Origin of the sequence: Vibrio sp. 1-2 (7-a), assembly GCF_013048515.1 — a bacterium.
GTDB classification, from domain to species: domain Bacteria; phylum Pseudomonadota; class Gammaproteobacteria; order Enterobacterales; family Vibrionaceae; genus Vibrio; species Vibrio diabolicus.
The window spans coordinates 686601-700731 of sequence record NZ_VHSQ01000001.1 but is presented as its reverse complement, the minus strand read 5'-3'; the positions used below and the strand labels follow the sequence as shown (position 1 = coordinate 700731).

Here is a 14131-nt window from a genome sequence, read left to right as displayed (position 1 = left end):
TCTTATTTGTCTTGTGCCAACTGCTTCGCTGACATTCCTGCTGACAAATAGGGAATCAGTAAATCGACGACAGATTTCACATCGACTTCCTTTTCAAATTTACTTTCAGCAAGCTCCGAAAGAGCCTGGCTTGAAGCCATCGTAAATACGCAGGTACCTAGTGTGAAGTGCAGTCGCCAAAACAGCTGCTCCTCACATAGTTCCGGGTTTGCCTTCATTATCGAGAAGGTGAAGAGGTTAAGTACCTCTTCATATCGAGTGGTGATGAACCAACGCAGATGACCTTGTACGTCTGTGTAACCACGGCCAATTAACAACATGAATAATGCAGTACCATTGGGGCGCACATCATTTAATGTACGCAAAGGTAAACGCAATGACTCAAAGACGTCGTCCATGTCGTAGCTATCACGCGTGTTTAACTCTATTAGTGAGGTTTTAATGCTCGGCATGAGCGCTTCTAGGTATCTATCTAAAACCGCTCTAACTAGCGTTTTTTTATCGCCAAAGTGATAATTTACCGATGCTAAGTTGACGTTCGCTTTACCTGTTATCGTTCTTAGCGAAGTATCATTAAAACCATGTTCAGCAAAGAGTCCTTCTGCGACATCGAGTATTTTTTCTTTTGTTGATGTTCTCGGGGCCATTTTAATCACTCGTATTAAACAACTGTTTGAAAATATACTCCTGAAACTTTAGATTAACAAATGATTAACATCACACTTTCACCAATTGGTCTGACCAGAACTTAGAAGGTGTGATCTAATCTTTTGAATTTAAGTCTAATAAGCAAATGATGCTCGCCTGAAGAAAATGACCAAGTTTCGCAAACCATCGTATTTGAAACGCTAGCAATGTCGTTGGGCGGTCGGAGCAGGAGGTGCGGGTTTGAAATGCAATTTAAGTTTATAGCTACTATAGAAAAGAGGGCTATCGAGTTTCAAACCGCCATTAAGTTGGTTACGCTGTTCGCCTCTTCTCTTACTTCTTTACGATACAAGCGGGCAGAAAGAATTAAATCGAATTTTTTTGAAAAAAAATGGAACTGTTTGGAAAAGGCTCGGTCTGAATAAATGTAACAACTAGGGCATTTTAAGTTTCACTGGCCGTCAAACTTGTTTCCATCTAATTGTTACGTTGCTGCTTTTTTCTTATTAACTCCTATGTTTGTATCCGCCCAGTCAAATTTTCGGCTGGGCTTTTTTTCGCCCGCAGATCTACCAACCTACCTTTTTCGATGATTCCGTTCATCTCCATGGTCTAGACATCCGCTCAATACGAAAGTGTCGCTATTAAGTCGCTGATGTACTGAACTATGGGTATAAAAAAGCCTCCCGAGTGGGAGGCTTTACAAAATAGCGCATTTTTATCTTACGCTTGCGCTTTCTTAGGCAAAGAAAAGTGCAGCAAGGCATAGCCAAGTAATGCTGCTGTCGTCGAACCCATTAAGATACCGAGTCGAGCATAGGTATCAAATTCAGGACTTACATTTCCGAACGCTAAAGAGGAAATGAAGATAGACATTGTAAAGCCAATACCACACAACACAGATACCGCAAAGATATGCTTGAAGTTAACACCTTCAGGTAACTTAGCAACGCCCATTTTTACCGCTGCCCAGCTAAAGGTAAAGATACCTAGAGGCTTACCAACCAGTAGACCCAAAGCAATACCGAGTGGCAGCATTGAAGTTAGACCTGACATCGATACGCCTTCTAACGAAATCCCCGCATTGGCAAATGCGAATAGAGGCAGAATACCAAATGCCACGTATGGGTGAAGCGCGTGCTCCATATGTTTAAGTGGAGAATGTTCGCCCTGCTTTCCCTTTAGTGGGATAGCAAAACCAATCACTACACCTGCCAATGTTGCGTGAACACCAGATTTAAGCACCGCGAACCATAAGATCGCACCGACGATCATGTATGGCGTAAGTTTTGTTACTTCCTTCGCATTCAACATGAATAGGACACCAGTCATGATGAAGCCAACAAGCAACGCCATGGTCGACAGGTCACCGGTGTAAAATAGCGCGATAATAACAACCACACCCAAATCATCGATGATAGCAAGCGCTAGCAAGAACACTTTTAGGCTTACTGGTACACGCTTACCTAATAACGCCATGATACCTAAAGCAAAAGCGATATCTGTCGCCGCTGGAATTGCCCAACCAGAAATCGCCTCAGGATCGTTGGCATTAAAGGCTACGTAAATAAGAGCAGGAGCTAACATACCGCCAACCGCTGCAATCGCAGGGAAAATTGCGGTTTCTTTTGATTTTAACGCACCTTCAAGTAGCTCTCGCTTAACTTCAAGGCCAATGAGTAAGAAGAAAACAGCCATTAGGCCGTCATTAATCCAGTGAGAAACTGACATACCAAATACATAAGTATGCAGTACAGATTGATAAGTTTCGCCCAGCGGTGAGTTAGCAATGGTCATCGCAATTGCCGCGGCAATCACGAGAAGAATACCACCAGCTGATTCCATTTTGAAAAAGTCACGAATGACATCGTTCATGGTTTCGTCCTTATATTTATTATCTTAATAAACGATTAACAAAGAATGATAAGAGTGTATAGCGGTCGAAAACTTTAGAATAATCGCTTCTTCAGAGTATAAACTTCGATTTTTCCGATATGAAGTTTACTATACATCGTATTTTCCAACATAACACTCAATTTTGATCACAGCGCGTACTTGTGGTTATCGCGCCAAATGTTTATCAAGATTATGAGAAAATCAGCATAACATGGCATGTACTGTCATGATAACCCCATACTTTTGAGAAAAATTCAGGAAGTTTCATCCACTAAAAAACCACCCATTGGGGTGGTTTTTATCAGAATTTAATAACCAGTGAGCTGCATAAAGCCCCAAGCCTCGTTGGAGCCAGAAGCTAAGGTAGGACCTTCCCAATACGGTATAACAAAAGGAAGCCACATATCTGATTTGATAATACGAGTGGTCAAGTTAATTTGATGCTTTGGAATATTAATAATCCACTGCAAAGGCAGCCTTCTTCCATTTGATAAACTGGTCACTTGCATTGGTTTAATACTGATATCATCATCTGAGAGATTAATGACTTTACCTGAGCGTGTGGACAAGGTGCCAAACACGTGCGGTGTTTGTCCATGGTGGCGGTAGCGGCTGACAGTCAGTGCTCGACCATCATCTAAATTGAATACAAACCAATCCCAACCCTGTTGCCCTTCACCAATTAAGCCACTGCCCCACTCTTTCTGAGCCCAAGCAGAGCCAGCAACAGAGAAGCGTTTGCCATTAATGTTCAAACTCCCTTTCACCTTTAAAAATGGCGCACTAAAACTGAAAGAGGCAACAGATTGCAACGCGTGTTTAACCTGAAAACCTTTGTCTCCATTCACGACAAAGGGGCCATTTGTCATAGTATTGAGATCTAAACCAAACGTATCGGTAGTCACATTCAAGTTACCAGGGAAAGGCGTTGCACCAAGTGAACGCCACGTCCAATTATCAATCCATAACCTGAAAGGACGATTAGTCATGCCAGCTTGGCCTATCCCGCCTCTCGCTACACGTTGCTCTTTCCAGACGTGCGAACCATGGCTAACGACAACATGTGAAATGTACAGTTGAGGGTTTTGCCATCCGCTGGTTTCTCGCTCATCCGTCGCGACCCTGAAGTAGCTCCATTGAACATTGTATATTTTCCCTTGTTCATCTTTCAGTTTCGCAAAGTAGTGCCACCATTCATGTTGGTACTCAGGATGAAAGCGAAAGTCTGACGGTAAAGAGACATGCTCGTCAGGTAATACAGGTTCGAAAATCGTTTGATTTTCACGCGTTAGAATAGAATTAAGCTCGCTTTCTTGTGTCGCTGTCGCTTCCAACCAAAAAGTTGAGTAAAAAGCAGCCCCAGTCAAAAAGGCAAACGTAATAACAATGATCGTTGAAACTAACAAGCGTTTTTTAGAGCCCACTTTTTTCATTACAACGCGTCCCTTAATGACTTCATTGGCGTACTCTTAATCATTCTAATAACTGGCAATGCGCCGGCAATCATGATGGCAAGCATCGCCCAAGCAATAGTTTGAGCGTATTCCCAAGGGATCGTTTGAAGCTCCAGAGACCAACCGAATGATTGCTTAATGATAATATCAACGATCAAGTGTGCAAGTGCCAGACCAAGTGGCACCGCAATAATCGCGGAAATGGCCCCGAAGACAAACAACTGCAAACCACCCAATGCGACAAGTTCCTTTCCGGATACACCCATACATCTCAGCAAAGAGAAGTGCCGCTGCCGCGACAGTTCGCCCGCCAATGTCGCGAAGAATAAACCAAACACAGCAATAATCAGCGTGATGTTGCCCAAGGTTCCTGCAATAGCGAAGGTATGATCAAATACCCTCATTGCCTGACTATAGATATTACCATTATCAAACACACGGTCTTGCGGGAGGCGGAATACATTTTCTAAGCGATTTTTCAGCCCCTCCCCATTAACGCTATCTTTTAACACCACACCAAGGCCAACATTGCCCGTCCCTGCAAATGCATACAGCCAATTCCGGTGCGACATCATCACCTGGTTATACGGGTTTCCATAATCGTAATAAACACCAACGACTTGCCAGTCTCCACCCAGTGGTTCCTGCAAGTTAATGAAGTCTCCTGGGCGAATATCCAACTTCAAGGCCATCGATTCACTCACCATCAAGCTCTTGGTTGCGTGCAGTTGATACCAGTAATTCGGGACACCTAGTTTTACCGTCAGTGCATCTAGCTCACCTTCAGAAGAGCCTGTACTCACCACTTGCAAAGCACCATGCTCGGTTGGCATATCTTTTTCCCAACGCCACCAAACCGAGTTGACTTCTGGTTGGTTTTGCAGCCACGCACTCATCCGAGCTGCTGAGTTATTTGTCGGATAGATATAAATATCCGCTGCTAATCGCTGGCTGAGCCATTTATCGGTTGTATCCCTAAAGCTGCCTACCATCGTTTCTACGCCGATATTTGCCGCCAGTGCCAACATAAACGCCATTGTTGCCACACCGCGATAACTCATGCTCGCAGCCGCATCGGCAAAAAACCAACGTACACGTACCCAACGCATGGTGTAAGAAAAGCTCTGGAACATATGCCACATAATAAATGGCATGAACAAGGCCACACTAACCAACATCAGCGCAATAATGGCAAAGCCAGTTTCTTGTGTTTTCGGTGCTTGATACACTGCGATTGCCGCGACACAAAACGCACACGCAGCAAGAGCCTGCCAAGAGAACTCACGCCCTGCAAATCGCATTAATGACAGTCGAGAAGATAGACGAATTGGCTGTGACTTCAACAAACGAATCAATGGCCACAAACACGATATTAATGCGCCCATCGCTGCCATGATCAGACTATATAAGCTGGACTGCCAAGACCATCCTATTGTTAAGCCTACGTTGGCATCGTACAAATCGCTCAGGCTCGATGAGACTGCAGGGATCAGTTCATTTGCCAAGATCAAACCAAAAAAGTTACCACACGCCCACGCAATAAAGACGAGCAACGACAACTCTAACAACAATGCTTGAGCCAACTGCGTTCCGTTGACCCCCGTCTGTCTCAAAATACCCACCAAACGTTGTCGCTGAATAAATGACAAAGACATCGCTTGATAAAAAATAAACAACCCGACCAAAAATGACAGCATCCCCATCGCGGTGAGGTTCATGTGGAATGCATTAGTTAGCGATTCCAGCTCCGTGCGCGTATTCCTAACGAGCGTCATGCCATTAGGTAGCATATTTTTCAGTGCTATTAGCTTTTCCTCTGGCATTTCACCACAAGAAATCGCAGATAAACCTGAGCTCCGCTTGAGCATACGCAGTAATGAGATGTCGGTAACCAGCCGAGTCCCTGAGAGCATTTTGTTTTTATCGACTTGAATCGGTCCGAGACGACTTCCGTCATTCATCTCAATAAAGTCCCCATCCTGCCAACTCATGTAAGCGGCCAAATCTTGACTAACTAGAATGGGATAAGGAGGTTTCATTAATGATAGAACGGGCATCTCACCCAAAGATTTGCCTTGCTGCAATGGAATCATCGCGACAGGATCAATCCCCACCAGCATCAAGCTCATATCGGTTTTAGCATCTAGATGCAGCACGTCAAACGGCGCACATTGATTAAACCCAGCTCGGCGCAACTGGATATAGAAACCTTGAGGAATTTTATTGGCAGAGTGTTTAGTTCGGATTCGGTATGGCAAAGGATTGGAGAAAAGCTTTTCTCCTGTCGCATAACTTTGTTTTGCATGCTGGTTGATAGAAGTAACACCAACAAGAAGGGACACGCCTAAGGTTAACCCTAGCCAGACAAGAATAATTTGTAGTGGGTAACGACGGTAATGACCGAGTAGTGCCTTAACTACGGGCCATAACATGCAGTTGCCCTCCTTGAAGTCGAATCTTACCTTCCATATGGGCCGCCACTTTTTCACTGTGCGTCACTAACAGCAAAGTACACTCCAGTTGGCGAGCGAGACTCGTCAATAAGCGCATTACCGCTTCTGCGTTTCGCTCGTCTAGGCTACCAGTTGGCTCATCAGCGAGTAGGATTTTAGGTTCCATATAGAGTGCGCGAGCAATAGCAGCACGTTGTTGCTGACCACCAGATGCTTCTTCCGGGTAACGACCTAGCAGAGGCATTAAATCCAGAGCAGAAAGAATTTGACGCCACAACTCTTTATCTTCTGGCAAACCTTTTAACTGACGACAAAAACGAATATTGTCGGCAATATTGAGCGTAGGAAGCAGGTTGAACTGTTGGAAGATATTACCAATATTGTTGCGGCGATAAAGGGTTCTCAAATGCTCTGGCGCATCATGCATGGCAAAATTTGGAAACTGAACTTCACCAGAGTCTGCAGTATCCAGTCCGGCAATTAAGTTCAGCAAAGTACTTTTACCCGAACCACTTTCTCCCATCAGAGCGACTTGGTCACCTTGCTGTAATGTTAATTCTGCCCCTTGTAATACAGGGTGAAATTCTCCCCCGTCTACATAGCCTTTACATAGGTCTGACAGTTTTAACATTGATTATGCCGCTCGGATGGTATTTAAAAATTGGGATCAGAATCTACACTAAAATCCTGTTAGTAGAAAGTATTTTGAATGCTTGATCACACTATGAGAGTACAAATGCAACTCGATTCACTTTCTGTTCCTAATTTTGTTGACGTATTGAGCAGATTTTTGCAGCTGCAGAAAGCTCTGTTTACCTCTTATTGACCGATAAGGTTTTTCATCCATTTTCGGCTCACCATTCTTGGCAGACAAATCGTCCACTTCACAACTTCCTCGGTCAAAAAGAGTAAGTAAACCCATTGTGGGTCCCAACCGAGCTGAATCGCTGCAAATGCCGCGAGTGGAATCCCGATCACCCACTGCGCAAGAATGTCTTGATACAAACAAAACTTAACGTCACCACCTGCACGTAATACCCCAACAATGACCATCATCGGCACCGAGCGTAGTACGACACCTAAAGCAAGAATCACCATAAACTGTTCAGCTAACTGGCGAGTATCCGCTGTCAGTGCACTAAACGCATTAAGGATCCATTGATTGGACACTATCAATACAACTGCGACCACAAATGCGATAAACACATTCAAAATGACCGTAGCCCAAGCTTGGTAATACACAGGTTCAAAGTTTTTCGCGCCGAGTTGGTTACCCACTAAAACCGCAGCTGCATTCGATAGGCCAATCATCATAGCGAGAGCGATTGACTCAACGGGCGTCATCACCGACAACGCTGCCAAACCTTGCACACCCGCTTGCCCCATGATGGCATGGTAAGCGAACAATCCACCAGCCCATGCCAAAAAGTTAAATGTGGTCGGTAAGGAAAGGCTCAAGAAACGCGTTATTTTGTCTAAAACCAAACCTGCGCGTATATCATCCCAACCAAATGCAATTATGTGTTTCTTTAGCCATAAATAGCCAAATAGACAACCGACTTCGATCGCGCCACTGATAACCGTTGCAATGGCTGCCCCTGTAATCCCTAAAGCAGGAAAACCTAAGTGACCAAAAATTAACACCCAGTTGAGGAAAACATTAGACAGAATGCCTATACCACTAAAAAATGTGCTCAGCCCCGGTTGGTGCATCGCTCTCAATCCCACCGACATACTAGCGACACACGCAACAGCAAACATGCTAACGGATGAAATAATTAGATAGCTGGCCCCTAACTCAATCACTTCTTGTGAGTCTGTCGTCAGTTTCATGACTGGCTGTGGGAAAATAACAAACAAAGCAACGGCAATGGCGGCAAACACCATGGCTATCATCCATGTTAAAGCCGTACTGCGACGTACCCCGACTTTATCGCCTGCCCCCCAATATTGTGCGGTCAGTAATGCACCACCCGTCGTCACCCCAACTAACATGATGGTAGTAACAAACGTCGCGCGCGCCGCTACCCCAACAGCGGCTATTTCAGCTTCACCAAGTTGGCCGAGCATAAGCACATCGACGAGGCTTCGGCTAGAAAACATCATGCTTTGCAGTGTAATTGGTAGCGCGATCGCGAATAAGCGACGTAAGAATGCTTTATCTGCATGTATTGAGAGTTGAGAGAGAAAAGTCACAAGCGCTCCAACGACAACTTATTGATAGAATGGGGAAAGTGTCTCATGATTATACTCTGTGGTGTTTATTCCACCAACGATTAAAAGGACAGATAATGAAAAAGGTGTTGGTGCTAGGCGCCTCGGGTTACATTGGTTCTCAACTTCTTCCGTTACTTTTAGACAAAGGTTACGCCGTCACGGCTGCGGCGCGACATATCGATTATTTGGAGTCAAGGACTCGGCCCCATCCTAATTTAACGTTGCGGTATCTGGACCTAGCCGACGCAGAAGCCACGCTCGCTGTGGTGAACGATTTTGACTTGGTATTTTTCCTAGTGCACGGAATGGCACAAGGCGATGACTTTGTTGAGTACGAGCTAAACCTTGCTTTGAACTTTAAATACGCATTGGAGCAAAGCCGTGTCAAACATGTCATTTATTTAAGTGCCATCCAACCGCAAACCGGAAACTCGCGCCATTTAGCCGCACGCAAAGCAACGGGCAAAATTATCCGACAGTCTGGCGTTCCAGTAACTGAATTGCGTGCAGGCGTCATCATTGGCCCCGGCTCCGCGGCTTTCGAGATCATGCGAGATTTTGTCTACAACTTACCTATTTTGATCGCGCCTAAATGGGTCGACTCAAAAGCCAACCCTATTGCCCTACCCAACCTCAATCACTATTTATTGCAGCTGGCCGAAGCATCACCCCCAGAAGAAAACCAAATTTATGAAGTTGGTGGGCCAGATACACTCAGCTACCGCGAGCAGTTTAAAGTCATATGCCGAATCACCAACAAGCCTTATCGGCTGTGGTCGACACCGTTGCTTACCCCAAAAATGGCATCGTACTGGCTCGGCTTGGTCACCTCTGTACCAGCAAACATCGGCAAAGCATTACTCGCGGGGTTAGAGCATGACTACATTGCCGATTCCAAAGCGATTGAAGCACGATTTCCGCAAACGCTGATCAGCTACGAGCAAGCGGTATCCGATACCATTCAAGATGAAGGCACGTTTGTGCGCAGCAATGTTTGGGGCTTTGAGCCAGCGGCACTTCGTCGATGGCAACCGGGGTATGGCTACTACCCTAAACAAGCCGGTGCGAGCATAAAAACTCAAGCCTCCGCTGCGGCATTATGGAAAGTGGCTCAAAAAATCGGGAGTCGTGAAAAAGGCTATTACTTTGCCAACATTTTGTGGCGCACACGTGAATGGCTCGACATCTTTTTTGGTGGCGGGAAACCGATTCGCGTTTCTCCTCCGGGGCCGGAGCTCAAAGTCGGCGATTATATTGACTCTTGGAAAGTGATTCGCTGCGAGGAAGATCAGTTCCTCTCACTTTTTTTTGGTATGAAAGGCCCAGGGCTTGGACGTTTAGAAATTACCATCAAAGACCATTGTGATGAACGAGAACTGGATATCACCGCTTGGTGGCACCCGCAGGGATTTCTCGGGCTGCTTTACTGGTTTGCCATGATGCCAGCCCATCTATTCATATTCAAAGGCATGGTCAAAGCCATCGCAAAAGAAGCCGAAAGTATCAGTATTACTCCTCAGGAGGAACAGTCTCTGGAGAATCTAGAGAAATAGGCAGGTGATGAGCAATCCCCGCATGGCAATCAATGCACGATTGCTCTCGACTTTCCATCATCTGATGTCGACGCGCAACGGTTCGTCCTTGCGCTTCGAAATCCATCTTGTCAACGGAATGGCAATATCGACACTGTTTTGATTTATTCTCGATAAACTGCTGTGTGACTTCAGCAGCCAACCTCGGGCGATGCTCCGCCTCGAAATTCTCAAGTGTAATGTCACCAGTCAGTTTGTGATAGATGTCGGCTGTAGCGCCTATTTTCAATGCGATTTTAGCAAAAAACTCCCTAGGGACATGGCAATCACTGCACGTAGCGGCAACCACACCCTGAGCATTTTTGAAGTGTGGGGATGCTTGGTACTCCTCAACTATCGTATCCATCCCAATATGGCAACTGTAACAAAACTCGTTGCGATTGGTGTAATCCATACCAAAGTGAAAAACACTGAATACCGCCCCACCAAGGATAAACGCCAATAAGCCACCAATTGGTATACCGAGCATCCATTTTCTGTTTGGTTTACGCCATAAACTCATTGGTGTTCATCCCAAAGCAGCGCTAGCGATAACTCGCATAGTATTCTACGAGCGCGTTTAAATCATCGGCACTAAGCCCTTTGAACGCCTCATCCATTTTTTTATCAACGGAGCGTTTGCCTTGCTTAAACTGTTGCAACGTAGTGGCGAGATAGCCCTTCTGCTGACCAGCTAAAATCAAAGCTTCATCCAGAGCGTTACTGCCACCATCCGAATGACAGTTCTCGCAACTTTTCGCGTGGATAGCCTTACCTTTCATCGCTAACGCTTGATCAAAAGACTGCTTAGCTGGCACAAACTCGAGCCCAGCATAATGTTTTGCTAACTCTTCAATCTGCTCCTCAGATAAAGATTTAACTATCGACACCATGTCGCCTTTTTTGCTCGTGTCTCCGTATACGTGATTAACCGAAGCTGAGGGTCTGCCTTCAAGGTAACGCAACATCTGGTCAAAAAAGTTGAACTCGGGAATCCCTGCGATGGTAGGAATATTCGTGTCGGAACTAACACCGTCTGGCCCATGACAGACTTCACATTCGTATTGTGAAATTAGCTCACTTGGTGATGCTAAACTGTGGGAAACCAAAGCAGAACTGATGGCTAACACTGAGAAAATTTTTAGTGAGAATTTAATTATCTGGTGCATATTAGACTGACTCCGTAGTAATTATCTTTATTAATCAAAACCAGACAGCGAATAAACGATAAGAAAATCAATTTATAAACGCGACTTAAAACCAACGATATCCAAGATAAAAATATTAAGCCGTCAACTATTTAAAGTAGCGTAGTTCAACACCCTTAACTTTTCTGCGCCGACCTCTTCAATCACAGAAAAAATCAACCCAACCAATTGATTTAAAATGACAATAACTTCAAACTCAAAATTCACACACAAAAATAGCGGTTTATTTTAATAATATTTCATATTGCGTCTATACTCTTACAAACCATGTATTTCGATTTATTCAAGCAATGTAAATATGGATATTTTTCTTTTGGCTTGAATATAAAATTAATATTTCAATCAATCGTTTATTGAAATATTCAACCATTCCCATGCATTCCCACTTACTTTAGGACGAATCGAGAGGGACTATGAACGGTTTAAAGTCGATCGCTACATTAATATTTTTTATTTTACTGCTCACCGGATGTGGTCCAGACAGCAAAAACGATCAGAATACACCACCACCTGCACTTGGTGATTTCGAGATCAGTGTTTCCAAGCCATCATTGGTCACTCAAGAAACCGGAGAAACCAAACTGGTGGTCGATTTTACCGTTAAAGACGGCAGTGACAGACCTCATGAGCTAGACGAAACGAAAGATTTTCGCATCGCACTTCTCAAAGCAATGTCCTCTCGTGTCGATACACAAAACTCGAACGATCCAGCCTTTGCCTTCAATGGGCGCCATGGCAACACTTATTGGAAGAGTTTCCATCACTCAAGTAATACCGCAAATAACCGTGCCAGCATGGAGAGTGTTTGGGATGGAACACTAGTAAAAACAGACGAGGGATATCGCTACACGTTTGCCATTCCTGACGTTTTGAAAGTGTCCGATCCTTATACTGCCGACTCTTCTAGCAACAATGGTTTTATCGCTTGGGATGCGGATAAACTCCACCGAATCGTCATGGCGTATGGCGAGCAAGGCAACGGTTTTACCTACGTGTTTGAATGGGTGCCGCAAGAAAGTTCAGATGCGGTTGTCTCTCGCAATGTAATAGAAAAAGGCACCTGCGAAAACTGCCATATGGGCGAACCGCTTCATCATGGGCCGGGTTATCGCTCAATTGATAACAACATTGCCGTTTGTACCGCTTGCCACAATGACAGTAACCCTGGCGCTGCGCCAGCCAGACGCCCTCTCGCAGCCGTTGTTCATCAATACCACGGTAATGTTTTCAAATTAGGTAGCGACAGAAATAACACCGACACCTACAAACAGCCTGTCGACGGGAATGACGCGCTCGTTACCGACATCAATGGTTTAGTCATTGAAGGCAACCCTTTCCCGCAAGATGCCCGCAACTGTACAACCTGCCATTCAACCGATGTTGCGAAAGCATCAGACGCCAACAATTGGTTTGAACACCCAAGTCAAGTTGCCTGTGAGACCTGTCACTTGTACCGAGACAGAGGCGCGCATGATAACCAAATCGGTACGGCTTGGGTAAGAAACGGCGAACCACAAAACTCCTGCTCGGGCTGTCACCGACCTTATGACCGAGATGACAATGGCGATCCAATCATCGGCCAAGACGCGAGCCGAAGTGCTAAAACTGTTCACGTAATGCGTTTAGAGAATCTTGCAAAGGCACGTGATTCGCTTGAAATCAACGTTGAAAGCGCGCGATTTATTGATGACCAGTTTGAGGTTGAACTAAGAGTTTCGAAAGCGGGCTCAGGTATTGGATCCATCAACGAACTGACCCCTTTCATTAATGAACATGGGCACCTCAATTTGTTGCTGAACTGGGATAACGGCCAAGGCCCGATGGTCGCAAACAACAGTCTCAACGTCGCCGATGATGGCGCACTTGGTGACGGCTGTGAGGCTCAAGGAGAAGGCCTATTCTTGTGTCATAAAGACTTCACTGACGCTGCGATTAAGCCAATCTCCAACTCTACGTTGACGGTTAACATCGCCGATATGCCACTTTGCGCTAACCGTAGAGATGGCGAGCTCGCCGAATGCGTCACGTTTGAAGGCATCGATCTTATCAAATCACCTTTCGTCATTGCCGCCAATAACGCATCCGGCTCGTTTGATGTGTCTGGTATCAACAAGCAACACAAACTGCCAGTGGGCGCGGACATTTCATCGTGTAACGATTGTCACAAAGAGCTGACTATCCATAAGCTGGGTGAGCATCCAAATGCCGCCACCGACTTCCAACAATGTAAAAATTGCCATAACTCTGAACGTTCTGCGTTTTATCCTGGGATGGCAGCTGATCTAAAGTACCACGTACACTCATTCCACGCCTTTGGCTCCGCTCATAGCGGTGAAGCGCCTTTCCCTGGCGCAGTCAACAACTGTGAGGCCTGCCATACCAATGCTCAATACAACTTACCTAGCCAACAAAATACGCGCCCTTCTCTGGCAAGTGGTAAGTACTTTAGTCCTGCATTAGTCGCCTGTGGCGCGTGTCACTTAGAGTCATCTTTAGCTAATGCTGACCCGGATAGTGTGGCAGGAGATGCTCCTCTGAACCATATGCTGAATCACGGCGCGGTATTTGGAGCAGACACAGCAGCACAAGCAACGGGCTCCGAACAATGTGCGACTTGCCATACTATTGGTCAGTCACAAGGGGTGGATAAGGTTCACAAGGTATACGACTACCGTTGAATTCGT

The 14131-nt window shown here is 45.4% G+C and carries 10 protein-coding genes; 2 read left to right on the top strand and 8 right to left on the bottom strand.

All coding sequences use genetic code 11. The features are described 5' to 3' along the window. Positions 1-2: 2 nt before the first annotated feature. The 6 genes from FKN08_RS03190 to FKN08_RS03165 all read right to left on the bottom strand — a co-directional run bounded on the left by FKN08_RS03190 (position 3) and on the right by FKN08_RS03165 (position 8647). Positions 3-647 (bottom strand): TetR/AcrR family transcriptional regulator, encoded by a 645-nt coding sequence (locus FKN08_RS03190; RefSeq protein ID WP_005393225.1) that lies wholly within the window; start codon positions 645-647, stop codon positions 3-5. 724 nt (positions 648-1371) lie between these two features. Continuing rightward, on the bottom strand, positions 1372-2523 hold the full coding sequence (nhaA, locus tag FKN08_RS03185) for a Na+/H+ antiporter NhaA (RefSeq protein WP_006742626.1): 1152 nt from the start codon (positions 2521-2523) through the stop codon (positions 1372-1374). Positions 2524-2852: 329 nt separating this feature from the next. Next, positions 2853-3977, bottom strand: coding sequence for a lipocalin-like domain-containing protein (locus tag FKN08_RS03180; protein ID WP_046874817.1), 1125 nt, complete (start codon positions 3975-3977; stop codon positions 2853-2855). Beyond that, the gene (locus tag FKN08_RS03175; protein WP_005393229.1) at positions 3977-6430 is read right to left on the bottom strand and encodes an ABC transporter permease; all 2454 of its coding nucleotides are present in this window, start codon (positions 6428-6430) and stop codon (positions 3977-3979) included. The genes FKN08_RS03180 and FKN08_RS03175 overlap by 1 nt, the downstream gene beginning before the upstream one ends. Further along, positions 6411-7082 (bottom strand): ABC transporter ATP-binding protein, encoded by a 672-nt coding sequence (locus FKN08_RS03170; RefSeq protein ID WP_005393230.1) that lies wholly within the window; start codon positions 7080-7082, stop codon positions 6411-6413. The genes FKN08_RS03175 and FKN08_RS03170 overlap by 20 nt, the downstream gene beginning before the upstream one ends. A 188-nt stretch (positions 7083-7270) precedes the next feature. Further along, entirely contained in the window at positions 7271-8647 is a 1377-nt protein-coding gene (locus FKN08_RS03165; protein WP_005393232.1) for an MATE family efflux transporter, read from the bottom strand. A 95-nt stretch (positions 8648-8742) separates the two neighbouring features. Between FKN08_RS03165 and FKN08_RS03160 the strand changes: the two genes are divergently transcribed. Next, a complete protein-coding gene (locus tag FKN08_RS03160; protein ID WP_170891329.1) occupies positions 8743-10221 on the top strand; it encodes a DUF2867 domain-containing protein in 1479 nt (492 codons plus the stop codon). Here the strand turns inward: FKN08_RS03160 and FKN08_RS03155 are convergent. Next, positions 10178-10762: a NapC/NirT family cytochrome c gene (locus FKN08_RS03155; RefSeq protein ID WP_170891328.1), complete on the bottom strand. Its 585-nt coding sequence runs from the start codon at positions 10760-10762 to the stop codon at positions 10178-10180. The two genes, FKN08_RS03160 and FKN08_RS03155, sit on opposite strands and share 44 nt — an antisense overlap. A gap of 22 nt (positions 10763-10784) precedes the next feature. Further along, positions 10785-11408 (bottom strand): c-type cytochrome, encoded by a 624-nt coding sequence (locus tag FKN08_RS03150; protein ID WP_170891327.1) that lies wholly within the window; start codon positions 11406-11408, stop codon positions 10785-10787. Between the two features lie 452 nt (positions 11409-11860). Here FKN08_RS03150 and FKN08_RS03145 point away from each other — a divergent pair, with 452 nt between their 5' ends. Further along, positions 11861-14125: an OmcA/MtrC family decaheme c-type cytochrome gene (locus tag FKN08_RS03145; protein WP_170891326.1), complete on the top strand. Its 2265-nt coding sequence runs from the start codon at positions 11861-11863 to the stop codon at positions 14123-14125. The last annotated feature ends 6 nt before the right edge of the window (positions 14126-14131 follow it).

Coding starts and splice junctions, on each gene's coding strand:
- FKN08_RS03190 (WP_005393225.1), bottom strand. CDS start 647: ATGGCCCCGAGAACATCAACAAAAGAAAAAATACTCGATGTCGCAGAA.
- nhaA (WP_006742626.1), bottom strand. CDS start 2,523: ATGAACGATGTCATTCGTGACTTTTTCAAAATGGAATCAGCTGGTGGT.
- FKN08_RS03180 (WP_046874817.1), bottom strand. CDS start 3,977: ATGAAAAAAGTGGGCTCTAAAAAACGCTTGTTAGTTTCAACGATCATT.
- FKN08_RS03175 (WP_005393229.1), bottom strand. CDS start 6,430: ATGTTATGGCCCGTAGTTAAGGCACTACTCGGTCATTACCGTCGTTAC.
- FKN08_RS03170 (WP_005393230.1), bottom strand. CDS start 7,082: ATGTTAAAACTGTCAGACCTATGTAAAGGCTATGTAGACGGGGGAGAA.
- FKN08_RS03160 (WP_170891329.1), top strand. CDS start 8,743: ATGAAAAAGGTGTTGGTGCTAGGCGCCTCGGGTTACATTGGTTCTCAA.
- FKN08_RS03155 (WP_170891328.1), bottom strand. CDS start 10,762: ATGAGTTTATGGCGTAAACCAAACAGAAAATGGATGCTCGGTATACCA.
- FKN08_RS03150 (WP_170891327.1), bottom strand. CDS start 11,408: ATGCACCAGATAATTAAATTCTCACTAAAAATTTTCTCAGTGTTAGCC.
- FKN08_RS03145 (WP_170891326.1), top strand. CDS start 11,861: ATGAACGGTTTAAAGTCGATCGCTACATTAATATTTTTTATTTTACTG.